The sequence below is a fragment of the Thiobacillus sp. genome (assembly GCF_013693775.1).
GTDB lineage: Bacteria > Pseudomonadota > Gammaproteobacteria > Burkholderiales > Thiobacillaceae > Thiobacillus.
The window spans coordinates 117,880-143,845 of record NZ_CP059257.1; the positions used below are offsets into that span (position 1 = coordinate 117,880).

Consider the following 25,966-nt stretch of genomic DNA (forward strand, 5'->3'; position numbering starts at 1 on the left):
TTGATGGCGCCAGATATCCGCACTGACGTCTGATCAAACAGACGCAGCGCAGCACTCGGCACAAGAAATCAGAGTTGGGTGGGTGGCCGCCAGGTGGCGGCAGGATCAAAGGAAAACGTGATGTCCGCAAAGCGCGGGAAACGAACGGAAGACGCTGGGTTCTGGGGTAAAACTCCCTGTTCCATAATCGGGAAAAACTGTCCCATCGATTGGCAGGGTTGGGCAGGCTTGCAGGGCTTACCGGTTTTTGCAGCGGTTTTTGCGTCGTTGCAGCAATCGTGCATTGCACCCGCATCCGTCATATTCATCGTGGCGGACTCCATCGGACAATGCCTCTTGGGAAGCGCCAAGTTCGCGTATCCCTGAATGGGAAGCGCAACAGAAAGCAAAATGAATAGAAATGTCCGAATTAGGCGCATGGCTGAAATCTAATGTGAACCGCTCTGCCACGCAAGCAATATTTGGTCCGTTGGTAAGAATCTATTATTAAGCCATGCGACATGACGCGAGGGTGACAAATTTGTAATCCGTAAGTCAGGCTGGTGTAGGCAACCGTCTTCCATACTGCAGTCATTCTCAGGCAAGGGGTCCGTGTGAAGACTGCATTTCTCCAATTCCTTCTGATCGGGAGCTTCGCGACCTCGGCGCTGGCTGCCTCCGAGGCCCCCATAGTGGATGTTTACAAGAGCCCCTCGTGCGGCTGTTGCGGCAAATGGGTGGACCACATGAGAGCCAACGGATTCACCGTACGCAGCCACGACACCAACGACGTAGTGCAGCAGAAATACCGGCTCGGCGTGCCGTATGGCTACGGTTCTTGCCACACTGCCGAGGTCAACGGCTATCTGGTGGAAGGCCACGTACCGGCCAGGGACGTCAGGCGCCTGCTGAAAGAAAAGCCCACGGCCCGCGGCTTGGTGGTGCCCGCCATGCCCATGGGTTCGCCTGGCATGGAGCAGGGCAACCGCAAGGATCACTACGACGTTCTGCTCGTAAACCTGGATGGCACCACCCAGACCTATACCCGTTACTGAACCCGCCGTGACATGCAGGAGATCGATCGTGAAACCTGTCCTGAACATGCTGCTGACATCGACCGTGGCGATGGTGACCACCGCCATGGCCGGGCAGCTATCCATGCCCCCAAGCTTCACCGTTCAGTCGGATCCCGAGACGGTACTGCGGGCCTATCCACTTGGCCTCATCACCAAACAGGCTGCCTTCAGCCACCACGGCAAGGCGATCCATACCGTGATCCTGCCCAACGGCAAGGAAGGCTGGGTGTACGAGGTGGGGATCAAAGACGCCCGGACTTACGAGCACCCGACAAAGCAAAAGCACACCGTCTATGAAACCGAGCCGGGGAATGGTGTGCGCACCTATACCCTGGAGTTCGACAGCAANGGGGTGGTCATCGACGTGCTTTACAACGAGCAAGGACGACAAGACGGCCTCACTGCCCTGCAGGTCCAGCGCAGGTTTCGCGGCGAGGCGCCAGTCAAGCATTGACGGGCTCGGTATCGAGAAATTCGGCGTGTTCAGCTCGAAGTTTGCATGAAGGAGGAGATTTTCATGGACGTCAAGATTGTTGCGACCAAGAGTTGCAGTCACCGCCTGAGTTTGCAGCACGAACTCGATGAGCTGGGCATTCCATTCGAGGTGCTGTTTGTCGAGGAGCACCCTGGCGTGGTCGTAACCCACAGCATTCGACATTCGCCGAACCTCCTCGTGAACGACGAGGTCGTTTTTCGGGGGCAACCCACACCACTTGAATTACGGCAATTCTTCAACAGGGTCTGATCGGTCGATCACCAAGGAGGCTGGGCGATGCGAGATTCCATGGATAAGGTCCGCCACTGTCTGATTTGCGCAGCACTTGTCAGTCTTTCAGCAACCGCCAGCGATCTTCACCATGGTCAACTGGTCTACAACGGAACGTGCATCGCCTGCCATGGCAGCGATGGGACCGGAGGTCTCCCAGGCGTCCCGGACTTGACCGGAAAAACCGGGCTTCTATCGCAAGACGATGCAATCCTTCTCGGGCGGATGGCTGACGGTTTCCAGACGCCCGGCTCATCCATGGTCATGCCTCCAAAGGGCGGTAATCCCGCCTTGACCGACGCGGATTTGAAGGCCGTCCTGAAGTACATGCGTAATGAGTTTCAGCAAGACCCGCAAACAAGGAGAAAGACCCAATGAACGCAAAGAAACTTGTTCTGGCGCTGCTGTGTCTTGGTTGCGGGACATTCGCCATGGCCGCGCCGACTGCCTACATTCCATTAGGCTCGGCCAATCAAGTGATCGCCGTTGATGCGGCAAACGACAAGATCATCCGCAGCTATTCCGGGGTGGAGAATCCGCATGGGCTGGTGGCGACGCCCGACGGCGACTATCTGGTGGCGGGAAGCCTGAAGGAGACCCCGGTCCCCGCAGGCGCGCCATCGGATACGCCCAACAGCAAACTGTATGTGATTCATCCCGAGCACGGCCATGTCATGGCCGAGATTCCGGTGTCTGGTTGGACTCACCATGAAGCCGTGACGCCTGACGGCAAATATGTGATTTCCACGCATCCGACGCGCGGTGGAATCAGCGTCGTCGACGTGATCAACAACAAGGTTTACAAGACCATCAAGACCGGCCCCTCGCCGAATTACACGCTGGTGACGAAGGACGGAAAACGCGCCTATGTGAGCAACAGCGGCAACGGAACGCTCAGCGAGATCGACCTCAGCAAGTGGGAGGTGACTCGTTCACTTGANAGCCGGGCCGACGCCGGAGCATCTGGTCTTTTCCCCCGACGAAAAACGATCTACGTCTCCAACGACCGTGCCGGTACGGTTTCCGTTGTGTCGGTCAAGGAAGGCAAAGTCGAGGCGACCTACAAGATCGGGAAGCGAGTACACGGTTTGGACATCGGTGACGACGGAAAAACGCTTTTCATCAGCAGCCGCTCGGATGACAAGCTGGTGGCCCTCGACACCCAAACCGGCGAACAGCGCGTCCTGACGCTTTCTCCTGAGCCCTACCATCTCGACAAGATTCCGGGAACCGGAAAAGTGTATGTCTCCAGCGGCAAGGCGCCAATCATCTGGGTGGTGGACCAGAAGACGTTCACCGTCACGGACACGATCCGGTTGCCAGCCGGAGAAGGTCACCAGATTGCGGTAATCAGGTGATATGCAGTCAGGGCGCATTCTGGCCTGCAGAGAAGTTCAGTCGTTTTTCCAACAGCAAGTTGAATGAACAGGAGCTGTAAATGAACAAATCCATGAAAACCCTACTGGCATCTTCCATCGTTGCCTTCGCATTGATGGGAACAGCAGTGTCCGCCTCGGCGGCGGAGCCTACGATGCCCAATCAACAAATGATGATGCAAGGTCAGGCACAGGGAAGCGCCATGCCCGGTTCGATGCCAGGGTACGGGCCGCGTGGTGGTATGGGCATGATGGGAGGCGGAGGCTACGGGCCCGGGATGATGGGTGGGGGCATGGGCCCGGGCTATGGCATGGGGCCCATGGGCATGATGGGCGGAATGATGAACATGATGGGCGGGGATGCCCCATGGGCATGATGGGGGCGACATGGGGCCGGGCATGAGCGGATATGGCCCCGGCATGATGGGTGGCGGCATGGGCTATGGCATGGGGCCGGGCATGATGGCTGGCTGGGCCGGAGGAATGGGGCCGATGGCTACGCTCGATCTGAGCGATACGCAGACCGCCCAACTGGAGAAGATTCAGACCGAATCGATGAAGAAGCAGCGCTCGCTCATGCGTCAGATGTGGGAAGCGCAGGAAAAGCTGGGTGATTTGTTCGATGCGGAGAATCGCGACCCGGCGGCGATCGGCAAGGCCTACGGCAAACTCGCGGACGTGCAGCGCCAGGCGCTGGAAGCACGAATTGAAGCCGGGAATAAAGCCGCCGCCGTCTTGACCAAAGAGCAGAAGGCGCAAATGCGCCGTGGCTTTGGTGGGGGCATGATGGGTTACTGAGCGTATTGCAATTGGCGCAACAGAAACCCGGTTTTGCCGGTCGCACTGGCGGTCGGCAAAACCGAAAATGGTCGGATGTGAGTACAGGAGAACACCAATGATGGGCGGTTATGGCATGACAGGCGGTTTCGGATTCGGCGGGATTTTCATGATCCTGTGGTGGGTACTCATCATCGCCGGCATTGTCGTGCTGGTGAAATGGCTGGCCACATCCTTCGGGACGGGTGGCCGGAGCGGTGGTGAGAAAGCGCTGGATCTCCTCAAGGAACGCTATGCGCGCGGAGAGATCGACGAACAGGAGTTTCAGAAGAGGAAGCGCGACTTGAGCCAGTAGCGAGGAAGCCCGGGGGCATGAATGCTGCGGCTGTGAAACGTGTTTTGGAGAGTAAAGGAATGAATCGTAAGAATGGATTCTGGATCGCCTTGTGGGTGATTCTCGTCGTCATTACGGGATTCTTCGCGTTTGGCTATAGCCCCGGCGGCATGGGCTACGGGCCGTGGCATGGCTGGGGCCGTATGGGCGCATGGGGCGATGCTTATCGGGCGGACGGTGCTCAAGCCTGGTATGGCATGGGTCCCGGAATGATGGGTGGATCGGGGTATGGAATGCAGCCAGGGACAGGTGGCGGATACGGGCCATGGATGATGGGCCAGTATGGCGGTGGCATGCCATGAATGGGCGCGGGTATGGGGCCTGGCATGGCTGGAAGTTACACCATGATGCCTTGGGCTCCTCCTGACCTGACGTCTGAACAAGTGCAGAAGATTGGCCAACTGCAGACCGAGTCGGAGGCGCGCAATCGCGGCCTCATGCAGCAGGGTTGGGAAACGCAGGCCCGGCTCAATGGACTCTATACGGCAGACAAGCGGGACTGGAATGCGATTCGCACCGCTTCGCGGGCCTTGTTTGACCTGCAGCGCCAGCAAATGGATGCGATGCTCGACATGCAGCAGAAAATCGATGGCCTGCTGACCGATAGCCAGCGCCAGGAAATGGCGCGTGCCTGGCGCGGTTATGGATGGATGGGAGCAAATTAACATGCTGCCTTGGATAACCGGAACGCAGGCACCTTCTCTGTGTGCCGGGACATTCTCGTTTGGCGCCATGTCAGTAGGCATGCCGGGAACACAACATGAGTGAGACTCGAGAAAAGGGACAGGCGGACAAGGGGCCATTCGACGTCTCTCGAAAAATCCCGCTCGTGCCAGTTGCCACGGAGAAACTGCAGGATGCTGTCCGTCAGCTTACCGCGCTCGATCCAATTCTTGATGCACATATTGACCGGCGCGGCCATCTACGGATTTCCTACGCGGCCTCGCATCTCGACATTCGGGATATCGAGACATTGCTCGACAAGGCCGGCATCTCACATGCATCCGGTTCCTGGTGGCGACTGAAGTCGGCGTGGTATCGCTTTCTGGATGGAAACGCCCGCGCCAACGCCCATTCCCAAGGAGGCGCATGCTGCAACCGCCCCCTGCGGCATCCGGCAGCAGCCGCGACGCAGGCAAGATAGGATGAACAGAATGCCTAAGCAGAGGCCTATCCCGTTGGGTAGATGAGAAGGAGCCTTCATGGAAGGACAAGCCGATCATCGTCATGCACCTGGCATGGCGCATGCGCATCCTGCGCATGGCGAACATGCGGCCGGCATGCACGGCAATCCAGCAGCGCACGGCGCGCATCATGACCACCACGCCCACATGGTGGCCGATTTCAGAAAGCGCTTCTGGATTTCCCTGCTCCTCACGTTGCCGATCCTGGCCCTGTCGCCGGGCCTGTGGGGCATGCTCGGTTTGGCGGCACCGCTTGCTTTTCGCGGCGACGCCTATGTTCTGTTCGGTTTCTCCAGCATCGTGTTTTTCTATGGNGGATGGCCGTTCCTGAAGGGGTTCGGAGAAGAACTCAGGAAGCGCCAGCCCGGCATGATGACGCTGATCGCGGTGGCGATCAGTGCCGCGTACTTNTACTCCAGCGCCGTCACCTTCGGCCTGTCCGGCATGGGCTTCTACTGGGAGCTGGCCACCCTGATCGACATCATGCTGCTTGGCCACTGGATCGAGATGAAGTCGGTACTNGGGGCTTCCGGCGCACTCGAGGCGCTGGTGCGGCTGCTGCCATCCGAGGCGCACCGCCTGCAAGCGGATGGAAACACAGAGGATGTTTCAGTCGACGACATCACGCCCGGCGACAGGCTCTTGGTGAAGCCGGGCGAACGGGTGCCGACCGACGGCATCATCATTTCTGGCCAGACCAGTCTGGACGAATCCATGCTCACCGGGGAATCGAAACCGGTGGAAAAAGGCGAGGGAGCCGAGGCCATCGGCGGTTCAGTCAACGGCGAAGGCGCGATTACCCTAGAAGTCAAGAAAACCGGCGGGCAGACTTATCTGGCACAGGTGATGGACATGGTGAGTCGGGCTCAGGAGTCGCGCTCGCGTACTCAGGACCTGGCCAATCGTGCCGCGGTGTGGTTGACCGCCATCGCCCTCGGTGGCGGCTTCGCCACGCTGTTCGTGTGGCTGGCGCTGGGACGGGATTTCGCTTTTGCCATGGAACGCGCCGTCACCGTGATGGTGATCGCCTGCCCCCATGCTCTTGGACTCGCCGTGCCGCTCGTCGTCGCGGTGAGCACCAGCATGGCCGCATCCCACGGCTTGCTTATCCGCGACCGTGCGGCGTTCGAGCGGGCCCGCAATCTGGGCGCCGTGGTGTTCGACAAGACCGGCACCTTGACCGAAGGGCGTTTCGGGGTAAGCGACATCGTGCCGCTGGGCACTCTGGACGAGGCCGCCTGCCTGCGCTTGGCGGCCGCACTGGAGAACCAGTCGGAGCACCCCATTGCAACGGGTATCGTGCGCATGGCGAAGGAGCGTCAGGTGGAGTGGCCGCAGGCGGACAATTTCACCAACCTGACGGGCCGGGGTGCGCAAGCCACGGTCGAAGGCCGGGACGTGAAAGTGGTGAGCCCCGGCTATCTGCGGGAACAAGGCATCCGGGTGGCACATCCCAGGCTGGAGGCATTGGCCGCCGAGGGCAAGACCACCATCTTCCTGCTGGTAGACGGCGCTGCCGCCGCCGTGTTTGGCCTGGCCGACGTGGTGCGTCCGGAATCGAAAGCCGCCATTGCGCAACTCAAGGCCATGGGCATCCAATGCATGATGCTCACCGGCGATTCGCAAGCTGTGGCGCAAACGGTTTCGAAGCAGCTGGGCCTGGACGATTTCTTCGCCGAAGTGCTGCCGGAACAGAAGGCGCTGAAAATCCGCGAAGTGAAGGCGCGCGGCCTCACCGTGGCGATGGTCGGTGACGGCGTGAACGATGCGCCGGCGCTGGTGGAATCGGATCTCGGCGTTGCGATCGGCGCGGGCACCGATGTGGCCATCGAGGCGGCCGACATCGTGCTGGTGAGCAACAATCCGCAGGATGTCGCGGCGATTCTCGGGCTCTCGCGCAAAACCTACGGCAAGATGATCCAGAACCTGATCTGGGCCACCGGTTACAACACCTTTGCAATCCCGCTTGCAGCCGGGGTCGCGGCCTATTGGGGGCTGCTGATGACCCCGGCAGTNGGGGCGGTGTTCATGTCGGCCAGCACGGTCATCGTGGCGATCAATGCCAAGCTGCTGGGGCGCGGCGGCATGGTCCCTTCCGTAGCGGAGCATGACGGATACACAGGAGGACAGCATGGACGACACCATTGAAGACCCTGTCTGCGGTATGCAAGTCAGCCGGGATTCCTTTGCCATGGAGCATTTGGGCATCCATTACGCCTTCTGCTCGCAGCAGTGTCAGGATCGGTTCAAGGCGAACCCGCATCTTTATATCGGTGTTCCAGGCAAGCAGGCACCCAAACAGAAGGGCCTTGAAGTCATCAAGCAACGGCGTTTCCGCCTGGAACAGCCGTTGACCGATGAGGAGGTGGCCATCCTTGCCAAAGAGTTGGGTGCTATGATGGGCATCCAGTCCATGGAAGTTACTGGCGACACCCTTTCCATCACCTATGACTTGTTGCAGGCGACCGCCGAACAGATTGAAGCGCGCATCGGAGAAGTCGGNGGGCTGCTCGGAACAGGATGGGCAGAGCGTTTGCAGCGCGGCTTTGTCCATTACGTTGAGGAATGTGAGGCAGGCAATCTGGAAGTCACGCCGCATCGAGGGCATCACTAGACTGCGTTGTGTGCCGACGTCTTGGCCCTAACACCAACTGTAGGCAGGGAGACTCGGTACGAAGATTGTCTGCGTCAAAGCAGGGAGGCAGGAGTCGGCCCGTCCACCCTAGAGCCAGAAGGCTGAAGTGGACTACCCCGGGTTCAGTAGGCATTCCGGGCCTATGCATCGCCTCGAAAGCCAGCAGACTTTGATCTGCTCTATACATGTTTTCTCCATCAGCCGGGCAGTTGCTGGCTGCGTCGCAACGGCCGATGTAAATGCGATACTGTGATGGTGACCTTCCCGGGATCTATCGAAAACTCACCCAAGCGTAGGTGGGCGTATCCCGATCGTGCCTGTGCGGTGTCGCTGTGAATCACTCCTTCCTGGACTTCCTGAATCCCCGATCCCGCGACATGAACGCTTCAAGCATATGCGGGATCAATGTCGCAACCTCAACCGGCTCGCCATAGGTCTGAGCATGCAGCGCGGCGTAGCGCTCCAGCTCTGTCTTCAACACCACGCTCAAGATGATGGTCATCTTTACCGTCTCGGTCTTCGGCAGCGGCCCCAGCCGCAGCAGCTTGCTGGTGGACTCAGTCATTGCGACGCTCCCCTCTGGAAGAACAGCGGCTGGTACGGCCGCAGGATCAGATCCTTGTTCACCATGACCCGCACCGGGAAACCGGGCCGGATGGTGAGCGTCGGCTGGATACTCACGTTGCGTTTGGTGACTTCCTGGCCGACCTGGTTCACGGTGTCCTGCGCGCTCTGGCGAACGGCGATGGTGACGCTACCGGTGCCGCCGTTGTTGCTGGGTGCTGCCAGCTCGGCACCGACTCCAAGCAGCGTGGACAACGCCGCACCTGCAAGGATGCGATCCCAATGCCAATCGACGCCATCCTCCAGCCCGGCATAGCCCGCCGGGTCGATGCCGGGCAATCGGTCGAGCGAAATCGACGAAGTATCGGGCAGGATCAGCCGCGTCCACACTAGCAGCACGCGCCGCTGACCGAATGAAACCTGACTGTCGTAGCGGCCGATCAGCCGCGAGCCCTGCGGAATCAGCAGGAAACGACCCGTAGCCGTATCGTAGACCGCTTCCGTCACATTGGCGATGACCTGCCCCGGCAGGTCGGAATTGATCCCCGTCACCAGCGCCGCCGGAATAATGGTGCCCGCCATCACCTGGTAGGGCGAGGAGGACGNGTGCAGGCTGGCCGAATTGCCGGTGACACTGTCGCCCTCATTGGCGACGAAGGCCTGTTTATGCGCCTGCTGGTTCTGCACCGCCGTCGGATCGGCAGGCTGTGTGGATACCGCTGCCATCGGATTGAACGGCTGATTGCCCGAGACGGACTCGGGCATGGCCATACTCGCAGTGGGCGACGGTGATGCCTTCACCGCACTGCTGCTCCGAAAGAACACGGCAGCGCGTGCTGCCTCCTCGGCATCGCCTGGCTGCGCCATGTGCCCGGACTGCGCGGGATGGGTGTACCCGCCGGTGTTGGCATTGTGCTGCGCATGCACGATGGCGGGCCCCAGGTCACCCGGCAACGGCTCGCCCAATACAGGTGCTAGTTTTGGTGGGAGCGGCAGCTTGGAATAGTCCGTTGGCAACTGGTCGAGGTGATCGGTATGCGCGACGCGATCCACGTTGTACAGCTCGGTGGCGTGATTGCGATCACGTTGGTGCGGTTGCAAGGACCATAGCGTAGCCCCCAGGATGATCGCGCCCAGTGTTCCCGCGAGCACGACCAGCATGCGCCGGTTGAGCCGCGTGACCGGACGCGGCGGCGCGCGCAAACTCAAGGTGTCCGGGTCGACCTTATTCGTCCCGTCGGGTGGAGATTGTGGCGTGGCTGGCGTGCTCATGTTCAATGACTCCGCGCCGTGCTGACCACGCCATCGGTGCGCTCGATGCGCACCACAGCGGCCTTGTCCGTGCCCAGCCGCAACTCAGCCGCACCGAACAGCCGATCCACCACGTAGTAGGGAGAACGGAAGCGGTAGTTGACGAGCTGGCCATCGCCCTGCTGCCCGATCACGAACAGCGGCGGCAGCTCGCCCTGCGCGATGCCGGCGGGGAACTGGATATAGACGCGCTCGCCATCATCGAACGCACGCAGCGGTTTCCACGGCGGACTGTCGCCGGTGATCGCGTAGCGGAACCTGATCTGTTGCAGCGACAAGCCCGAGTCCACCGGCGCCGCCGCTTGGGCCATCTGCGCCCGTTTCTGTAACGCCAGCATGCGGTCCTTCGGGTAATCCCACGAGACGGAGGCCATCCACGCCTGCGGCGTCGACGACAGTTCGAGCAGGTAGGTACGGCGGTTGGTGGTGATGACCAGATTGGTCTTCAAGCCGACGCGCGTGGGCTTCACGAGTATGTTCACGCGCAGACTGGCACCTGCGCCGCTGGTCGTGTCGCCCACGATCCAGCGCACCGTGTCGCCGGCCGAAACGGTCACCAGTTCCTCGCCCTGCTGCAAGGTGATGACGGTGACACGACCGGGACTCGTATAGAGCTGATACAGCGCGCCATCGCTGTAGGGCCAGACCTGGATCGCGTTGATGTAGCCCTCTCGGCTCGGTGGCACGCGCGCTTCGTCGTTGGCGCGCGCCACATCGGCCTTCCCGTCGGGTGNGTTCGGCGACCGGCTTGTCCTCGGGCGTATTACCCAAAGGTTTCAACTGCCCGGGTAGCGGCAGGGGTTTGGGTACTTCGACCACCTCGATGGGCTTGGGCGGCTCCGGCAGCGNNCGTGCGCCGCGATGGGGTCGTCCAGCGTGATGTCCGGCGGCGGTTTGCCGTGCGTGGCGCAGCCGGTGAGAGTTGCCAGGGTGGCACTCAGGATCAGTGGCAATAGGGAATGACGGATTGNGGGTTTTCATGGATGTGGGGTTCCTTCGGTTGCGTCGTATTCACGGCTCCAGGACAGGCCGTTGACATAAATGCCCAGCGGGTTCTTGCGCAGCTGCGCTTCGGTGCGCGGCGGTTGCAGCACGATGGACAGCACAGCCGTCCAGCGCTCGGTGCCAGAGAGCGAACCATTCACATAGGTGCGCTCGATCCAGCGCACCTGGAACGACGACGGGCTGGCGCGCACCACGCTGGTGATCTCCACTGCTGTCGAGGCCTGTCCTACGCGCGCGAACGGATCGTTGCTGCGTGCATAGTCGTTCAGCGTGGCCGCGCCTGTATCCGTGGTGTAGGTGTAGGCTTCGAGCCAGTTCTGCCGCACCACGATGGGGTCGATCGACAGCGAGCGCACGTCGGTGAGGAAGCGCGCCAGGTGGTAGGCGATCTGCGCGTCGTTCGGCTTGTACGGCGTGGCCGCTTCGCCGACTGCACGCACCTGACCGCCGGTGGCCACTTCGACCACATAGGGCGTGACGATGGACTGCGCCGAACGCCACACCAGCCCGCCCGCCATCAGCAAGGCGAGCGACAGGCAGCCGAAGGCCATCAGCCGCCAGTTTTTCGCCTGCACGCGCGCACTGCCGATGCGCTGGTCCCAAACCTGCGCGGCGGCCTGATAGGNGGTGACGGGCTCGGGCGTGTCCGAGTAGCGCACCTGCGGTCGTTTGAATCGCATGGACTGATCTCCGTTAGAGTTGATCTTCAAGGGTTCGAATCGTCGCGCAGGCTCGGGCTGGCGCCGCCGCCGCCGTGATCGCCTGAGCGCAGGGTGTGTGCCGCCGTGGTGGCTGCATGGCTCACTTGCTGTTTGCGCCGCATTCGGCTGGCCCAGGCAGGCTCTGCCGCAGGGGGCTGGCTGCGGCCGTATCGGCCGATTCGATAGCACTGTCTGCCGCCGCAGGCGCAGCGGCCTCCGCGACGAAGTTCGCCACNGCGGTCCTTGACCGCTTTTGCACCGGCTGCGACGCGCTGGCCGACCGCACCAGCACCGCTCCTGGCCACATTGGCGAGGCCAGCCCCTGCGGCACGAACACCACCCGACCCGGAAGCCGCAGCACCCGTCTGGTAGGCAGACTTCGCGCCGCTGGCCATCGCGCTGCTTGCACGTCCGGCCGATGCCGCTCCGCCGATGGCGGCGCGTGTCGCACCCGGCACCATGCGTGCACCGGCCGCTACCGCCGCACCCCCGGTGGCAATAGCCGCACCCCGGCCACCGCCAGACCCGCCGCACCCAGCGCCGTGCCGGCCGCCGCNACCGGCGCCGAGCTGCGGTGCGCCTGAAACAAGACCCGTCGCAATCCCCGGCCCGAAGATCCCGAGTCCCAGCATCGCCAGCGAAGCGAGCATGATGGTCAGCGCCAGGTCGATCGAGGGCGCGGTGCCGGGCGGTGTCTGAAACTGTGCAAACAGTCCGGTGCCGATGCCGACGATCACCGCCAGCACCAGTACCTTGATGCCAGACGACACCACATTGCCCAGCACCCGTTCGGCGAGGAACGCGGTCTTGTTCCACAACGCGAACGGCACCAGCACGAAGCCCGCGAGTGTGGTCAGCTTGAATTCGATCAGCGTGACGAAGAGCTGCACCGCGAGCACGAAGAAGCTCACGATCACCACCAGCCAGGCGAGAAACAGCACCGAGATGACATCGAGGTTCGCGAACACCTCGGGGAAGCCGGTAAGGTTGCTGATCTGCGCCATGATCGGTTGCGCCGCATCGACGCCGACCTTGGCCAGGTGGCCCGGATGCAGAAACTGTGCCTGGCTCAGCGTGGAACCCGACGCCACCATCCCGAGTCCGGCAAACGAATTGAACAGGATGCCTGCCAGATTGTTGAAGTTGCCGATGATGAAGGCGAAGGCGCCGACATAGAGCGTCTTCTTGATCAGCCTGCCGATCACGTCTTCGCCGCCCATCGCCCAGAACAGCCCCGCCAGCGTCATGTCGATCACCACCAGCGTGGCGGTGAGGAACGCCACCTCGCCATGCAGCAGGCCGAAACCCGAGTCGATGTAGTGCGAGAAGACATCGAGGAAATGGTCGATGACCGACAGGTTGTTCATGACTCAGTCTTTCGGTGCAGAAGCGGGTGCAGCCGGTGGCGTTGGCGTGTATGGCGTGCCGCTGCCCATGAAGCGCCGCCGCGTGGCCTCACTCGCCTTGTTGCACAGGGCGTCCCCCACCTTGTCGTGGTCGGCCTTGCACTGCGCGTGGACTTCCTTCAGGCGCGCAGGGTTCGCCAGCAGCGATTCAACGGTGTCGGTCGGTGCCGGCTTGTTGCACGCGGCGAGCAGCAGGGTGCAGGCGAGGGTGGTCAGGATGGTTTTCATATGAGTTCCTCAGTTGCCGTAGAAGTTGACGGGAGATGGCGTATAAGGTGTGCCGGTGCCATGGAAGCGGTTGCGTACCTCGGCGGCACGCGCATGCACCGCGACCTGACGCGCCTGTTCGAGGGCGACGGCGCGGTCTTGCGTAAGCTGGAGTTGTTGCGCCTGGATCGCCTGCCGGGCCTGCAGGGCCAGTAACTGGTTCGTCGCTTGGGTGGCCTGCAAGGCGCCCACCGCCGACTGGCTGTTGTTCACGAGGTCGCTCAAGGTCTGCTCGTCGGAAGCGAAGTTCTGTACCGACTGCGACTGCACCTCGGCCGCGGTACGCAGTGCCTCCAGTGCGTTCTGCCAATGCTGGCTGGCGTCGAGCGCCATCTGGTTTGCCGGGGTCGATGCGGTGTAGGCAGCGGGATAGAGCTGCGCGAACTGGGTCTCCATCTGCGTCAGGTTCAATGACAGCCCCTGCGCCTGCTGCAGCAACTGGTTCGTCGCGGACAGCGCAGATTGCAGTTGATTGAGCGCGCTGAAGGGGAGACTGGTCAGGTTCCTCGCCTGATTGGTCAGCATTTGCGCTTCGTTCTGCAGCTGCTGGATCTGGTTGTTGATCTGTTGCAGAGTACGGGCGGCGGTCAGGATGTTCTGCACGAGATTGGCCGGATCGATCACCACCCATTGCGCCTGTGCTGCGGGCATCACGGTCATGAGAATGGCGGCGGTGATGGCAAGCAGGGTTTTTCATGACGGATTCTCCTTGGGAACGGACGGGACGAACGGGAACGACGGGATCAGGTCGGCGGCCCAGGCTAGGCCGCGATGGCGCAGCCAGGCGGCGGCGAAGTCCGCAGGCGGCACCGACGCGGAAACGGCGTCGATGTCGCGCTGGTCCTCAGGTCTAGCCGCACCGGCAAACGCCAGCGTCACCGGCCCGAGCCCCAGATCGAAGACCCGATTGCCGAGTCGTGACTGGTAGTAGTAATCGCGCTTGGGCTGGGCCTGCGCCACGATCTCGATCTGCCGCGCATTGAGGCCGAAGCCTTCGTAGATGACGCGAATCTGCGGCTCGGTCGCCTGCGGATTGGGCAGGAAGATGCGGTTCACGCAGCTCTCGATAATGGCGGGCGCAATGCTGGAATCCTTGATGTCCGCCAGCGACTGCGTCGCGAAGATCACCGACACGTTCTTCTTGCGCAGCGTTTTCAGCCACTGGCGGATGCGCGCGGCGAACACCGNGTCGTCGAGGAACAGCCAGGCCTCGTCGAGGATCAACAATGTCGGGGCACCGTCGAGGCGTTCCTCGAAGCGCGCGAACAGGTAGCGCAGTACCGCCAGCGATGCCGCCTTGCTGTGCATCAGTTCTTCCATCTCGTACGCTTGCACGTCGGCGAAACCGAGCCGGTCATGATCGGCATCGAGTAGCTTGCCGTGCGCGCCACCCAGCACATAGGGTTGCAGCGCTTGGCGCAGTGCGTTCGATTGCAGCAGTACGGATAATCCGGTCAGCGTGCGCTGATCGAGCGGCGCGCTGGCGAGACTGTTCAGCGACGACCATACGGACTCCTTCTCGTCCGGCCCGACAACCACGCCTTCGTGAATCAACAGGCCCTGGATCCACTCGGCCGCCCACGCCCGGTAGCTGTCCTGGTCGATGCGGGCCAGCGGCTGGAAGGCGATGGCGCCGTCCGCGCCCAGGTCGTAGTGCTCGCCGCCGAGCCCCAGCACGGTGGCGCGAATCGAACGCCCCATGTCGAAGGCGAAGATGCGCGATCCGGCATAGCGGCGGAACTGCAAGGCCAGCGTCGCGAGCAACACCGATTTGCCCATGCCGATGGGGCCGACCACCAGCGTGTTGCCGACGTCGCCGATGTGCGTGACCAGCCGGAACGGCGTCGCGCCATCGGTGCGCGTCACGATCAGCGGCGGGCCGTCGAGGTGCGCATTACGCTCCTGCCCGGCCCACACGGCGGAGACCGGCATCATGTGCGCGAGGTTCAGGGTCGAGACGATGGGCTGGCGCACGTTGGCATAGGCGTGTCCCGGAATCGATGACAGCCAGGCATCGACCGCATTCAAGGTCTCGGGGATCGTCACGAAGCCACGGCCCTGAATGGTTCGCTCCACCGCGCGCAGCTTCTCGTCGGCAGCGGTCGCGTCGGAGTCGAGCACGGTGACGGTGGCCGTGACGTAGCCGAACGAAACCTGATCGCTGCCCAGTTCCTGCAAAGCGGCATCGGCATCGGACGCCTTGTTCGACGCATCGGAATCGACCAGCTGGCTCTCCTGCTGAAAGATGGTCTCGCGCAGCAGCGCCATGATGTTCTTGCGCTTGGCGAACCACTGGCGGCGCAAGCGTCCCAACTCGCGCTCGGCCTCGGCCTTGTCGAGGCACANAAAGCGTGTGCTCCAGCGGTAGGCAAAGCCCAAGCGGTTGAGGTCGTCGAGCAGACCCGGCCAGGTCGAGGTCGGGAAGCCACGCACTGACACCACGCGCAGATGTTGGCTCCCGAGCATCGGTGCGAGGCCACCCGTCAATGGCTCATCGGCCAGCAGCGCATCAAGGTGCATCGGCACCTCGGGCACCGCCACCGGATGCCGACGGGTGGATACGCAGGCATGCAGGTAGGTCAGGGTCTGACCATCGTCGAGCCAGGCGATCTCCGGCATCACCCCTTCAAGCAGGCCGAAGACGCGTTCGGTCTCCGACACGAAGCCCTCCAGCCGCTCGCGCCAATCCACGCCTTCGACCTTGCTGTTCTCGTACAGCAGCTTCGCGGCGCGGGCCGTCGATTCCTCGGGTGGCAGGTACAGCAGCGTCAGGTGGTACGCGCTCTCGAAGTGGCTATCGGCCTCCTCGAACGCGGCGCGGCGCTCTTCATCGACCAGCCAGGACAGTGGCTCGGGGAACGTGGAATCCGGATAGTCCGCCGCTTCGCGCCGATCGGCCTCGACGAACAGTGCCCAGCCCGAACCAAGCCGGCGCAGCGCATTGTTCAGCCGCGCCGAGGTCGCGACCAGTTCGCCCTGTGTCGCGCTGTCCAGATCCGGCCCGCGAAAGCGTGCCGTGCGCTGAAACGAACCATCCTTGTTCAACACGACGCCGGGCGCGACCAGTCCGGCCCAGGGCAGCCAGTCGGCCAGTAACGCGGGGCGCTTGCGGTATTCGGCGAGGTGCATCATGGGGTCGTCCTCACACGTCCAGCAACTGCCGGTGCTTGATGTGCCGAGCGAAGACCGCCATGAACTGCGCATCCACTCGCGCGCCCCACACGGCCAGCGAGTGCCCGACGATCCACAGCACCATGCCGGGCAACCAGAGTTGCAGCCCGAGCCCAACGGCCGCGGCCAGCGTGCCGTTGGCAATCGCCACGGTGCGCGGCGCGCCACCCAGCAGAATCGGTTCGGTCAGCGAGCGATGCAGCGGAATCTCGAAGCCATTCGCGAAGCTCGCTGTATTAGTGGTTGGCGCATTCATGCCAGCCGCGTTCATGCGATCACCGCTCCACCCGTGAAGCTGAAGAAGGTCAGGAAGAACGACGATGCGGCGAACGCGATCGACAGGCCGAACACGATCTGCACCAGCTTGCGAAAGCCTCCGCTGGTGTCGCCGAACGCCAGCGTCAAGCCGGTGGTAATGATGATGATCACCGCGATGATCCTGGCCACCGGCCCCTGGATCGAGTCCAGCAGGGATTGCAACGGCGCTTCCCATGGCATGTTCGAGCCTGCGGCGTGTGCGGAATGGCGATGGCCAGCAACAATGCGGCGAGGGCTACGAACTGCAAGGCAGGTTTTACGGAAATACGTGAAGTCGTCATGACGGTTCTCCAGGGGTTGAGGAAAGGGATGGGAAGAACGGCATCAGCTCGCTACTGAGCTGGTAGCCGTGACTGTCGAAGCCGGTGACACAGGCGATTTCCTGCACGCGGCGTGCATGGCCGCGTCCGGCGATGTAGACGATGACGTTGACCGCTTCCGCGATCAGCGCACGCGGTGGCGTCACCGCGACTTCGAGAATCAGCTGTTCCAGCCGCAGCAGCGCGCCTGCGGTGGAACCGGCATGGACGGTGGCGATGCCGCCTGGATGGCCGGTGCCCCATGCCTTGAGCAGGTCCAGCGCTTCGGCGCCGCGCACTTCACCGACGACGATGCGGTCCGGGCGCAGCCGCAGCGTCGAGCGCACCAGCTCGGCCATGGTCACGACACCCGCGCGGGTGCGCAGCGGGACGTGGTCGCGTGCCGTGCATTGCAGCTCCACCGTGTCCTCCAGCACGATCACGCGGTCACCGATGGCGGCGATTTCGTCGAGCAGGGCGTTCGCCAGCGTCGTCTTTCCGGTGCTGGTGCCGCCTGTGATCAGGATGTTCTGGCGTTCGCGCACCGCGGTGCGCAGGAATGCGGCCTGAACGTTTGTCAGGATGCCGTCGGCCACGTAGGCGTCGAGCCGGATCAGGCCGACCGCGCGCTTACGCATCGCGAAGACCGGCCCCGGCGTCACCGGTGGCAGCGCACCCTCGAAACGTTCGCCCGTCTCCGGCAACTCGGCTGACAGCAGCGGCTTGCCCGCATGCACTTCGGCGCACACATGCGCTGCGACCAGGCGGATGATGCGTTCGCCATCGGTCGGGGTGAGGCGGATGCCCAGCGGTTCGCGGCCGCTGCCCAGCCGGTCCACCCACAGCAAACCGTCCGGGTTCAGCATGACCTCCACTACGTCGGGGTCATCCAAAGCCCTGGCGATGTCTGGCCCCATGGCCGTGCGCAGCATGCGCACGCGACGCTCCTGCGCCAGCGAGACCGACACGTCATGATCACGCAGTACGCAGCTCATGATGGGACTGCTCCTGATTCGTCGTCGGCAGGCGCTTCGCTCGGGTTGGTTTTGTCGTGGGTGAAGAGCTGGCTCTGATCGGGCTGGATTTCCTCGACCACATCCTTGACCAGGCTGCGTCCGCGCAGCAGGTGCCGGCCGAGCTGTTCGATGAACTGCTCGAAGCGCGCACGGCCCTGGGCGCGTGCCGCTTCCTGATGCGCTTCCGGCACCGGCGTGCTGACAATGAGGAAGTAGCGTACATACAGCGCCAGCGTCTCGATCAGGATGTTCTGGTCGCGTTCCAGTTTGTCCAGCTGGCGCGACAGCCGGTCCAGCCGTTTGGCGATGGCGGCCTCGCGCTGGTCGCCGGAATCCGGTGACAGGAACGAAGCCAGCGCGGCGGCGACGATCGATGACTTGGACAAGCCCTTCATGGTCGCCAGTTCGTCGAGCCGCCTGGCGTGCTCGGGTTCGATGAAGAGGTTCAGGCGGGTGCGGCTCATAGCGCGATCCCGTCGTCAGGATCCAGCGCCGCCAGCCGCGCCGTACGTTGCAGGCGCGGATCGAGCTGGGCGGGCAAGGGCAGCGGCAGGTCGTCGTCATCGAGGAGAATCAGATCGTCTGCCGCGTGTTCGGGCTCCGGTGTGACCGAGACTTCGGCCAGTTCCGGCTGCTGCTGGTGACCACCGTCGTCGATGGCCTCACCGTGTGCGGGAANGATCAGACCAGGAATCGGTGCGTCGGGGATAGCCCGTCCGCTCCAGTCGTCGGACCGTGGCGCCGGACCATCGGCATAGTGACCCAGCGCAAGTTGGGGTGGCGCCTGGATGCGCGTCTTGAAATTCGCATCCAGGTAGTAGCGAATTTTCTGGGCCTTGATCGNGGGATGGCCGGACACCATCACCACCTCGTCATCGGGCGGCAACTGCATGACTTCGCCGGGCGTGAGCAGCGGCCGTGCGGTTTCCTGCCGCGATACCATCAGGTGACCGAGCCACGGTGCCAGCCGGTGGCCCGCGTAGTTGCGCTGTGCACGCAGTTCGGTGGCGGTGCCCAAGGCTTCCGAAATGCGCTTGGCGGTGCGTTCGTCGTTGGTGGCGAACGTGATGCGTACGTGGCAGTTGTCGAGGATAGAATGGTTCTGCCCGTAGGCCTTGTCGATCTGGTTGAGCGACTGCGCGATCAGGAAGGCGCGCAGGCCGTAGCCCGCCATGAAGGCCAGCGCCGACTCGAAGAAATCCAGCCGACCCAGCGCAGGAAACTCGTCCAGCATCAGCAGCAACGTGTGGCGGCGGGCGATGCCATCGCTGCCGTCGAGCGATTCGGTGAGGCGCCGTCCGATCTGGTTGAGGATCAGCCGGATCAACGGCTTGGTGCGGCTGATGTCCGAGGGTGGCACCACCAGGTACAGCGACACCGGATGATCGGCATCGATCAGGTCGGCGATACGCCAGTCGCAGCGTGAGGTCACTTCGGCTACCGTGGGATCGCGGTACAGGCCGAGGAAACTCATCGCAGTGGACAGCACGCCCGAGCGTTCGTTGTCGCTCTTGTTGAGCACCTCGCGTGCGGCTGATGCGACCACGGGATGCGGTGCATCGCCGAGATGGGTTGTGGTCATCATCCGATGCAGCGTCAGCTCGAAGGGTGAGGCCGGATCGGACAGGAAGTTGGCGACGCCGCGCAGCGTCTTGTCCTCGCTGGCGTAGAGCACATGCAGGATCGCGCCGACCAGCAGGGCATGCGAGGTTTTCTCCCAGTGGTTGCGCCGCTCAAGCGCACCTTCTGGGTCGACCAGGATGTCGGCGATGTTCTGCACGTCGCGTACTTCGTGCATGCCGCGCCGCACTTCGAGCAGCGGGTTGTAGGCGGCCGATTTCGCATCGGTCGGGTTGAACAGCAGGCAGTGCGAGAAGCGCGAGCGCCAGCCGGCGGTCAAGTTCCAGTTTTCGCCCTTGATGTCGTGGATGACGGTAGAGCCGGGCCAGGAGAGCAGGGTGGGGATGACCAGGCCTACACCCTTGCCGGAGCGGGTGGGCGCGAAGGCCATCACATGCTCGGGGCCTTCATGGCGAAGGTAGTCGCCGTCCTTGCGGCCGAGGAAAACCCCGACGGGTTCGGTCAGGCCGGAACGCTGGATTTCAGCGGGGAGTGCCCAGCGTGCCGAACCGTAGGTCGTGACCAGCTNTGATTGCCGTGCGCGCCACACCGACATGGCGATGGCCGCAATGGCGCCGGCGAAGCCGCTGCACGCCGCGATGGCACCGCCGCGCAGGAAAATGTCGGGCGCATAGGCGTCGAAGAAGTACCACCATTCGAACAGCCGCCATGGGTGATAGACGGGCGTTCCCAGCAGGTCGAACCACGGCGCACCAAGGCGTAGCTGGTAGCCCAGTTGCGCGGCGGTCCACTGGGTGGCACCCCAGGTTCCCGCGATCACGATCCCGAACACCGCCAGGATCTGACCGAACAGCACACTGGTTCCCTGCATCACGACCTCCTGAAGCGCACTCCAAACAAGACGCGGACAAGCACGTGCCGCATGCGTCAGATTGGGTGTCGAATCAGTGCCGGTCAAAGACCGTTATCGGAATAGCGGAGACGGAGAAAACAAGATTTCATGCACCGTAGAAATCGATGGGTCAGTGGCAAAGGGCAGCGCGTTTCGGCGTGTATGGCGGTCCTCCGGAAAAATACATTCGGATGCCAACGAGCAGGCGCACGAACTCGTCTCTATCGGATTCTTCCGATCGAGACGGGATGCGGCGGCGCGATCGCGGGTCAGTCTTGCGGAGCTGGCTGCGGTGTGTACTTGCCTTTGCCGTCACCCATGAAACGTCGGCGGAAGGCCTCGGCCGCGGCGTTGCAAGTGGCATCGCCCATCTTTGAGTGGTCCTCCTTGCACAGACGCCGCACCTCCTTGAGCCGTTCCGGATTGGCGACCAGCGATTCGGCGGTATCCGTGGGGACGGGCTGCCCGCATGCGGTGAGTGCGGCGGCTGTAATAATTATTATGTGCTTCATCTTTTGTCCTCCCAGGCTTTGGCACGATGAAACCCGGCGCGTCATGTTGGGTTGTCGCGTGCCAGTGGTTTGGCCGGATTGGCTCGGTCGATAAAACGACTCAACTGGTCGGATGGATCCACGTCGGGCCGCAGCAAGTAAGTGGTCAGCCTCGGCGAGCGCCCGGCCAATGGGCGCGCGACGACTTCCTGGTGGCGGCATACGGGGAGGTGCGAGGCGCTGGCCAAGCCCAGGCCGTAGCCCGCAGCCACCAGTGTTATCATCAAATCGAGGGTGGCAACATGCTCCGCCACGATGGGTTGCGTATTCGCGGCACGCAATACGCCCTCGATTTGCCGGCAGTAGCCTTCGCAGCTTTCCGGCTGGCACAGCACCAGGGGATATCGCAACACTTCTTCCAGTGGGATGCGTTTGTGCGCCAGCAGCGGATGACGTGCGGGAACGGCGACGACGAGCGCGTCGCTCCATACCGGCTCGGCGATGATGCCTTGACCCACATCGTCGAACTGCGCGAAACCCGCGTCGTACAAACCACTGCGCAAGCCCTTCACCTGCTGCGAGAGCGGTTTTTCAAACAGGCGGATTTCCACCTCCGGTTCTTCTTCCCGGCATTGGGCTAGTACTGCGGCAAGCCGTGGCTGAGCGACGTTATCAGACAGCGCGATACGCAGAATGCCGCGATAGCCGGTGGCGGCCGCTTTGACGCTCGCCTTGGCTTGATCAATTGTTATGAAGACGCGCCGGACATCCTCCAGAANAACCTGCCCAGCCCAAGTCAGGCGGGTGCTGCGTGTGGTACGCTCGAACAACTGAGCGCTCAGGGCGTGTTCCAGTTCCTTGATAGCGCGCGAGAGCGGCGACTGCTCGATGTGCAGACGTTCGGCCGCGCGGGCGAAGTGGAGTTCTTCGGCCACGGCAACAAAATAGCGGAGGTGTCGCAGCTCCAAGGCTAGGATCCGTTCCAGCTACATCAAGGCAAACGGCTGAATGCCATCGATGGTGGGACTAGGGATTGTCTTCCAAGCGCCCATGATTTGCTCATCCCTGGCGCTCGGGGAAACACTGATTTAAAAATCGCATTGTGGCAATGCATTCAATGGCTTGGGACAATTGCGGCTGAAGCGCAGGGACCTACGTGTCGGTTTCACTCGGTCTGATGGCCTGAATCTTTCCTTATCCAAACCACACCCGTGTGCATAGATCAGTGTCTCCTTAAAGGAACAAACGGTACACCGTATTCTGGCTCTCCTCCAATAATGGGTAGCCGAGCGCCCCGAGAAAATGGCCAAATTCCGCTTGGTCGGTTTGCGGCACCTGCAAGCCGACCAGGATCGAGCCGGAATCGGCACCATGGTGTCGGTAGTGGAACAAGCTGATGTTCCAGTTTGTCGCCAATGTCGAAAGGAACTTCATCAGCGCGCCCGGCCGCTCCGGAAACTCAANGCGAAACAGGCGCTCATTCTCCGCAAGCGGTGAACGGCCACCGATCATGTAGCGTACATGCAGCTTGGCAAGTTCGTCGCCGGTTAGATCGATGGCCGCGAAACCATGTTCTCTAAACGTCCGGGCGATCTCGGCCGATTCGCCGCGCTGGGAAATCTGCACACCAACGAAAACATGAGCGGTAGATTCATCGGCGATACGGTAATTGAACTCGGTTACGTTGCGCGCGCCGATTAGTTCGCACATGTGTCTGAAGCTACCGCGCGCCTCTGGTATCGTCACTGCGAACAGTGCCTCGCGCTCTTCCCCGACCTCCGCGCGTTCGGCGACGAAGCGCAAGCGATCGAAGTTCATGTTGGCGCCGGAGGTAATCGCAATGAGTGTCTCTCCCACAAGGCCCTCACGCTCCGCGTATCGCTTCATGCCGGCCACGCTTAGCGCGCCCGCAGGCTCAAGCACGCTGCGCGTGTCTAGGAACACGTCTTTGATCGCCGCACACAGCGCGTCGGTATCGACAGTGATCACTTCATCGAGATAGGCCGTGCACAAACGGTACGTTTCTGCTCCGACTAGCTTGACCGCCGTGCTGTCCGAGAACAGGCCGACTTCCGTCAATGCTACACGATGCCCGGTAGCCATCGAACGCGCCATAGCGCTGGAATCAACGGTCTGTACGCCGATCACTTTGATTCCGGGGCGCACGGCTTNTACGTAGGTCGCCACGCCCGCTGCCAGTCCCCCGCCGCCGATCGGTACGAAGATCGTGTGAATCGGCCCTTGGTGCTGTCGGAGAATTTCCATGGCCACCGTACCCTGCCCAGCGATCACCTCTGGATCATCGAAAGGATGAACAAAGGTTAATCCACGCCGCTCTTGCAGTTTCGCCGCGTACGCATAGGCGTCGCTGTATGACTCCCCAGCTTGGATGATCTCGACCGTCGGCCCTCCGTGCAGCCGCACAGCATCGATTTTGACGCGTGGAGTCGTGACCGGCACGACGATAGTGGCAGCGACGTTGAGGCGGGCTGCCGCATAGGCGACCCCTTGGGCATGATTCCCCGCCGAGGCGGTGATGACTCCGCGCGCTAGCACGTCCAGCGGCATGTGCACCATCTTGTTGTACGCCCCTCGAAGCTTGAAAGAGAAGACAGGCTGGTTGTCCTCGCGCTTGAGCAACACGGAATTGCCGACGCGCGCCGAGAGATTGCGCGCTGAGTCGAGGCTGGTCTCGACAGCGACGTCGTAGACCCGTGCCGTGAGGATCTTCTTTACGTAGTCGTTCTGGCTCAATGGTTGTTCCAGTTCTGGTCGAACTGGCGAATCAATTGGAACTAGACATAGATTCACGGTGTTTTCCTTGCGTACGTTTGAGGACGACGTGCTCGCGCTGCTCCCAACACATTGGTTCTGTTCAGCCACCAGGAACGGGAGATAAGTTCGTCGATGTTCTGACCTGCTCAGCTGGCGGAACACACTCGAAACTGCTGGCGAGACGTCGGTCTCCCGCGCCGTTATAGTGCAGAGACGCTGGATAAACGCACGCCGGGCGTTCGAAGCGGACACCTGCCTCCGGCCTGTCATCGGCATATTTTGTGGCGACGAAGTGCGTGGGCCTCTTGCCGTGCTCGACCCAGGCCTGCAGGGCACTGATCACGTCGCGGTCAGGGCTATATTGTGTGGGAGGGGAGGAGCCGCCCAGCGTTGTTGGTCCTGGTCCGAAGCCGCAATGCCCCATGCCGGGCACCATGACTAAAAGCAGAGACTGCTGGGCCTTGGCTACGCCACCTTTACGCGCCGCGACGGCATTGAAATAGTCGATCGGGCGGGTCGGGGCATTCGTGGCATCGGCCCATCCCTGCGTTATGATCAGCTTTCCGCCACGTGCGGTGAAAGCTGAGATATCGGGGTTCGTAGCATTGACGATTGACGAGAGGCCTTTATCGACCCGCGACGCGTCCGCGCCAAAGTCGAACGTCGTCCAGTCCCACTCCGGATTTCCGAACACCGCGCTGGCCAGCAAAGGTTGAGCGTAGTAGACCGCGAGATGGCTTTGAATCGCCTCCCAGCCGCTTTCGCTACCAGGCGCAAAACCTGGGTAGATCACCTCCCCGGTCACGGAGTTTCGAACGGNGGAATAGAGCCGCTTGGCCTCCTCCACCTGTTTTGCGCTCAGGCACCCGCTGCCGTCGTCCCTACCCTTGCATTGCAATTGAGCTGGATCGAAATGACATTGAGAAGGATCGTCGAGAAAGCCGTTCTCGAGTCCTGGTGTTCCACCGCAACTTCTCAATGCCGCGCGATTGAGCAGGGCAAGCGCATCCTTCGTCAACCGGGCATCAGGTTGACGCGCGGGAAGCATGGCGCCCCACAAAAAGCTCTCCATCAATTGGCCGTAGTAAATGCCAGGCGACCGAGCGTCGACCCCGTCGTAATCTGACGAAAAGTTCTGGACCTCCTGCATCGCTTCGACGCCGCCGCAACCGCTGAAGTAGGAGTACTCCGGGCCACGGCCGTAGTAGGCATTCATGATTGCCTTGGCTGCGACTGTCATCGAATGAACGGAGAGATGGGCCCAGTTGCTCAGAGAGGTTGGATCGGCAGCCCAATCGAGGCGCTTTCCCGGCTCTCCAGATCCACTCCCTTTATATCCCGTGTCTCCACTTACCGTGGCAAAGCCGCGCCCTGTCCCTGTTGTTAATGCACGGTAGTCGATAAAGCCGCCGAATCCGCTCTTGCCGGCCCCAAGCAAACGACCGTTCCAGTCCAGTGGCATCCACACTTCGATGCCGAGTTTCTGCTTTGGCTCAGTCGATACTGTCGCCACAACACGGCATAAGGACACCTGGGTCGTAGTGATGCTTCCATCCACGTTTGTAAAACGGGTGCGGGACGGCAAGGTATGAGCGAGCTCGATTCGTGTGTCGGGTATAGCGGCCTGACGCAGCTTTGCGCAGCGCGCTGTTGGCGATTCGCCTGCCGTCGCTGGCATGCAATGTGCGGCCAGATTGAGAACGATAGCCGTCCACGGTGCTAGTGACCAACGCGTCGGTCGTTTTGTGATACTGCTAAACATGCCGTTTTTCCCCATTTTCATTTATGTGTTTGCGCGCCCGGTGCCATCGGATGACTCACGCCTCGCGCGTCGCATCGAACCGAAAAGGGCTGGACGTTTGACGTTGCGTTCCCATGGCGACGGTCTTTCCCCGTTTGTGTATTGGCTGGAAGAACGCGCGAGATCGCTTGCCGATCCCAGGTCGAGTCGCGGGCATGAAACCGTCGACCGAAACGCGAGC

General features: G+C 62.0%; 29 protein-coding genes and 2 pseudogenes. 13 read left to right on the forward strand and 18 right to left on the reverse strand.

Annotated features, from left to right (window positions below; translation table 11 throughout):
* Positions 1-68 precede the first annotated feature (68 nt).
* Positions 69-308 (reverse strand): hypothetical protein, encoded by a 240-nt coding sequence (locus HZY77_RS00565; RefSeq protein ID WP_296657407.1) that lies wholly within the window; start codon positions 306-308, stop codon positions 69-71.
* Positions 309-620: 312 nt separating this feature from the next.
* On the opposite strand from HZY77_RS00565, the gene HZY77_RS00570 reads away from it, so the two are divergent.
* The 13 genes from HZY77_RS00570 to HZY77_RS00625 all read left to right on the forward strand — a co-directional run bounded on the left by HZY77_RS00570 (position 621) and on the right by HZY77_RS00625 (position 8,166).
* Entirely contained in the window at positions 621-1,034 is a 414-nt protein-coding gene (locus HZY77_RS00570) for a DUF411 domain-containing protein (RefSeq protein ID WP_296657474.1), read from the forward strand.
* A gap of 28 nt (positions 1,035-1,062) precedes the next feature.
* Entirely contained in the window at positions 1,063-1,509 is a 447-nt protein-coding gene (locus HZY77_RS00575; protein WP_296817783.1) for a hypothetical protein, read from the forward strand.
* A 63-nt stretch (positions 1,510-1,572) separates the two neighbouring features.
* Entirely contained in the window at positions 1,573-1,800 is a 228-nt protein-coding gene (locus tag HZY77_RS00580; protein ID WP_296657411.1) for a thioredoxin family protein, read from the forward strand.
* Positions 1,801-1,827: 27 nt separating this feature from the next.
* Entirely contained in the window at positions 1,828-2,199 is a 372-nt protein-coding gene (locus tag HZY77_RS00585) for a cytochrome c (RefSeq protein WP_296817786.1), read from the forward strand.
* Positions 2,196-3,179, forward strand: coding sequence for a YncE family protein (locus HZY77_RS17690; RefSeq protein ID WP_363154090.1), 984 nt, complete (start codon positions 2,196-2,198; stop codon positions 3,177-3,179). Before HZY77_RS00585 ends, HZY77_RS17690 begins: the two co-directional genes overlap by 4 nt.
* Before the next feature lie 80 nt (positions 3,180-3,259).
* Complete coding sequence (locus HZY77_RS00590; protein WP_296817788.1) at positions 3,260-3,574, forward strand: hypothetical protein; 315 nt, start codon at positions 3,260-3,262, stop codon at positions 3,572-3,574.
* Between the two features lie 43 nt (positions 3,575-3,617).
* On the forward strand, positions 3,618-3,995 hold the full coding sequence (locus tag HZY77_RS00595; RefSeq protein WP_296817790.1) for a periplasmic heavy metal sensor: 378 nt from the start codon (positions 3,618-3,620) through the stop codon (positions 3,993-3,995).
* Positions 3,996-4,092: 97 nt separating this feature from the next.
* Positions 4,093-4,329: an SHOCT domain-containing protein gene (locus HZY77_RS00600; RefSeq protein ID WP_296817792.1), complete on the forward strand. Its 237-nt coding sequence runs from the start codon at positions 4,093-4,095 to the stop codon at positions 4,327-4,329.
* Between the two features lie 59 nt (positions 4,330-4,388).
* A complete protein-coding gene (locus HZY77_RS00605) occupies positions 4,389-4,670 on the forward strand; it encodes a hypothetical protein (protein WP_296657425.1) in 282 nt (93 codons plus the stop codon).
* An 81-nt stretch (positions 4,671-4,751) separates the two neighbouring features.
* Positions 4,752-5,033 carry a hypothetical protein gene (locus HZY77_RS00610; protein WP_296817794.1) on the forward strand — a complete coding sequence of 94 codons (282 nt, stop codon included), beginning with the start codon at positions 4,752-4,754 and terminating at the stop codon, positions 5,031-5,033.
* 95 nt (positions 5,034-5,128) lie between these two features.
* Positions 5,129-5,512, forward strand: coding sequence for a hypothetical protein (locus tag HZY77_RS00615; RefSeq protein WP_296817796.1), 384 nt, complete (start codon positions 5,129-5,131; stop codon positions 5,510-5,512).
* A 58-nt stretch (positions 5,513-5,570) separates the two neighbouring features.
* Positions 5,571-7,700, forward strand: a complete 2,130-nt coding sequence (locus HZY77_RS00620) for a copper-translocating P-type ATPase (RefSeq protein ID WP_296817798.1) — start codon at positions 5,571-5,573, stop codon at positions 7,698-7,700.
* Complete coding sequence (locus tag HZY77_RS00625) at positions 7,684-8,166, forward strand: YHS domain-containing protein (protein WP_296657435.1); 483 nt, start codon at positions 7,684-7,686, stop codon at positions 8,164-8,166. The genes HZY77_RS00620 and HZY77_RS00625 overlap by 17 nt, the downstream gene beginning before the upstream one ends.
* Positions 8,167-8,524: 358 nt before the next feature.
* Here HZY77_RS00625 and HZY77_RS00630 read toward each other — a convergent pair whose 3' ends face one another.
* The 17 genes and pseudogenes from HZY77_RS00630 to HZY77_RS00710 all read right to left on the reverse strand — a co-directional run bounded on the left by HZY77_RS00630 (position 8,525) and on the right by HZY77_RS00710 (position 25,767).
* Positions 8,525-8,752 carry a DUF2274 domain-containing protein gene (locus HZY77_RS00630; RefSeq protein WP_296657440.1) on the reverse strand — a complete coding sequence of 76 codons (228 nt, stop codon included), beginning with the start codon at positions 8,750-8,752 and terminating at the stop codon, positions 8,525-8,527.
* Positions 8,749-10,023, reverse strand: coding sequence for a TrbI/VirB10 family protein (locus HZY77_RS00635; protein WP_296817800.1), 1,275 nt, complete (start codon positions 10,021-10,023; stop codon positions 8,749-8,751). Before HZY77_RS00635 ends, HZY77_RS00630 begins: the two co-directional genes overlap by 4 nt.
* A 2-nt stretch (positions 10,024-10,025) precedes the next feature.
* A pseudogene (gene trbG, locus HZY77_RS00640) lies at positions 10,026-11,030 on the reverse strand (P-type conjugative transfer protein TrbG).
* A gap of 9 nt (positions 11,031-11,039) precedes the next feature.
* Complete coding sequence (gene trbF, locus HZY77_RS00645; protein ID WP_296817802.1) at positions 11,040-11,747, reverse strand: conjugal transfer protein TrbF; 708 nt, start codon at positions 11,745-11,747, stop codon at positions 11,040-11,042.
* A 26-nt stretch (positions 11,748-11,773) separates the two neighbouring features.
* Positions 11,774-13,135, reverse strand: a complete 1,362-nt coding sequence (gene trbL / locus HZY77_RS00650) for a P-type conjugative transfer protein TrbL (RefSeq protein WP_296817804.1) — start codon at positions 13,133-13,135, stop codon at positions 11,774-11,776.
* 3 nt (positions 13,136-13,138) lie between these two features.
* Positions 13,139-13,402, reverse strand: a complete 264-nt coding sequence (locus HZY77_RS00655) for an EexN family lipoprotein (RefSeq protein WP_296657458.1) — start codon at positions 13,400-13,402, stop codon at positions 13,139-13,141.
* Between the two features lie 9 nt (positions 13,403-13,411).
* Positions 13,412-14,101 (reverse strand): P-type conjugative transfer protein TrbJ, encoded by a 690-nt coding sequence (trbJ, locus tag HZY77_RS00660; RefSeq protein ID WP_296817806.1) that lies wholly within the window; start codon positions 14,099-14,101, stop codon positions 13,412-13,414.
* Positions 14,102-14,134: 33 nt separating this feature from the next.
* Positions 14,135-16,573 carry a conjugal transfer protein TrbE gene (gene trbE, locus HZY77_RS00665; protein WP_296817809.1) on the reverse strand — a complete coding sequence of 813 codons (2,439 nt, stop codon included), beginning with the start codon at positions 16,571-16,573 and terminating at the stop codon, positions 14,135-14,137.
* Positions 16,574-16,583: 10 nt separating this feature from the next.
* Positions 16,584-16,868 carry a VirB3 family type IV secretion system protein gene (locus tag HZY77_RS00670; protein ID WP_296657476.1) on the reverse strand — a complete coding sequence of 95 codons (285 nt, stop codon included), beginning with the start codon at positions 16,866-16,868 and terminating at the stop codon, positions 16,584-16,586.
* An 11-nt stretch (positions 16,869-16,879) separates the two neighbouring features.
* Positions 16,880-17,211: pseudogene (locus HZY77_RS00675) on the reverse strand (TrbC/VirB2 family protein).
* Positions 17,208-18,224 (reverse strand): P-type conjugative transfer ATPase TrbB, encoded by a 1,017-nt coding sequence (gene trbB / locus HZY77_RS00680; protein ID WP_324778807.1) that lies wholly within the window; start codon positions 18,222-18,224, stop codon positions 17,208-17,210. Before trbB ends, HZY77_RS00675 begins: the two are co-directional and overlap by 4 nt.
* On the reverse strand, positions 18,221-18,709 hold the full coding sequence (locus HZY77_RS00685) for a CopG family transcriptional regulator (protein WP_296767740.1): 489 nt from the start codon (positions 18,707-18,709) through the stop codon (positions 18,221-18,223). The genes trbB and HZY77_RS00685 overlap by 4 nt, the downstream gene beginning before the upstream one ends.
* A complete protein-coding gene (locus HZY77_RS00690) occupies positions 18,706-20,697 on the reverse strand; it encodes a conjugal transfer protein TraG (protein WP_296817811.1) in 1,992 nt (663 codons plus the stop codon). The genes HZY77_RS00685 and HZY77_RS00690 overlap by 4 nt, the downstream gene beginning before the upstream one ends.
* 290 nt (positions 20,698-20,987) lie before the next feature.
* Complete coding sequence (locus HZY77_RS00695; protein WP_296661586.1) at positions 20,988-21,230, reverse strand: EexN family lipoprotein; 243 nt, start codon at positions 21,228-21,230, stop codon at positions 20,988-20,990.
* Positions 21,231-21,271: 41 nt separating this feature from the next.
* Complete coding sequence (locus HZY77_RS00700) at positions 21,272-22,177, reverse strand: LysR family transcriptional regulator (RefSeq protein WP_296817813.1); 906 nt, start codon at positions 22,175-22,177, stop codon at positions 21,272-21,274.
* A 265-nt stretch (positions 22,178-22,442) separates the two neighbouring features.
* Entirely contained in the window at positions 22,443-23,963 is a 1,521-nt protein-coding gene (ilvA, locus tag HZY77_RS00705; protein WP_296817815.1) for a threonine ammonia-lyase, biosynthetic, read from the reverse strand.
* Positions 23,964-24,084: 121 nt separating this feature from the next.
* Complete coding sequence (locus HZY77_RS00710; RefSeq protein ID WP_296817817.1) at positions 24,085-25,767, reverse strand: tannase/feruloyl esterase family alpha/beta hydrolase; 1,683 nt, start codon at positions 25,765-25,767, stop codon at positions 24,085-24,087.
* Between the last annotated feature and the right edge of the window lie 199 nt (positions 25,768-25,966).

What these genes read in the sequence shown, in the direction of transcription:
- HZY77_RS00565 (WP_296657407.1), bottom strand. Translation starts at nt 308, where the DNA reads ATGAATATGACGGATGCGGGTGCAATGCACGATTGCTGCAACGACGCA.
- HZY77_RS00580 (WP_296657411.1), top strand. Translation starts at nt 1,573, where the DNA reads ATGGACGTCAAGATTGTTGCGACCAAGAGTTGCAGTCACCGCCTGAGT.
- HZY77_RS00585 (WP_296817786.1), top strand. Translation starts at nt 1,828, where the DNA reads ATGCGAGATTCCATGGATAAGGTCCGCCACTGTCTGATTTGCGCAGCA.
- HZY77_RS00590 (WP_296817788.1), top strand. Translation starts at nt 3,260, where the DNA reads ATGAACAAATCCATGAAAACCCTACTGGCATCTTCCATCGTTGCCTTC.
- HZY77_RS00595 (WP_296817790.1), top strand. Translation starts at nt 3,618, where the DNA reads ATGATGGGTGGCGGCATGGGCTATGGCATGGGGCCGGGCATGATGGCT.
- HZY77_RS00600 (WP_296817792.1), top strand. Translation starts at nt 4,093, where the DNA reads ATGATGGGCGGTTATGGCATGACAGGCGGTTTCGGATTCGGCGGGATT.
- HZY77_RS00605 (WP_296657425.1), top strand. Translation starts at nt 4,389, where the DNA reads ATGAATCGTAAGAATGGATTCTGGATCGCCTTGTGGGTGATTCTCGTC.
- HZY77_RS00615 (WP_296817796.1), top strand. Translation starts at nt 5,129, where the DNA reads ATGAGTGAGACTCGAGAAAAGGGACAGGCGGACAAGGGGCCATTCGAC.
- HZY77_RS00630 (WP_296657440.1), bottom strand. Translation starts at nt 8,752, where the DNA reads ATGACTGAGTCCACCAGCAAGCTGCTGCGGCTGGGGCCGCTGCCGAAG.
- HZY77_RS00655 (WP_296657458.1), bottom strand. Translation starts at nt 13,402, where the DNA reads ATGAAAACCATCCTGACCACCCTCGCCTGCACCCTGCTGCTCGCCGCG.
- trbJ (WP_296817806.1), bottom strand. Translation starts at nt 14,101, where the DNA reads ATGACCGTGATGCCCGCAGCACAGGCGCAATGGGTGGTGATCGATCCG.
- HZY77_RS00670 (WP_296657476.1), bottom strand. Translation starts at nt 16,868, where the DNA reads ATGAATGCGCCAACCACTAATACAGCGAGCTTCGCGAATGGCTTCGAG.
- trbB (WP_324778807.1), bottom strand. Translation starts at nt 18,224, where the DNA reads ATGAGCTGCGTACTGCGTGATCATGACGTGTCGGTCTCGCTGGCGCAG.
- HZY77_RS00685 (WP_296767740.1), bottom strand. Translation starts at nt 18,709, where the DNA reads ATGAGCCGCACCCGCCTGAACCTCTTCATCGAACCCGAGCACGCCAGG.
- HZY77_RS00695 (WP_296661586.1), bottom strand. Translation starts at nt 21,230, where the DNA reads ATGAAGCACATAATAATTATTACAGCCGCCGCACTCACCGCATGCGGG.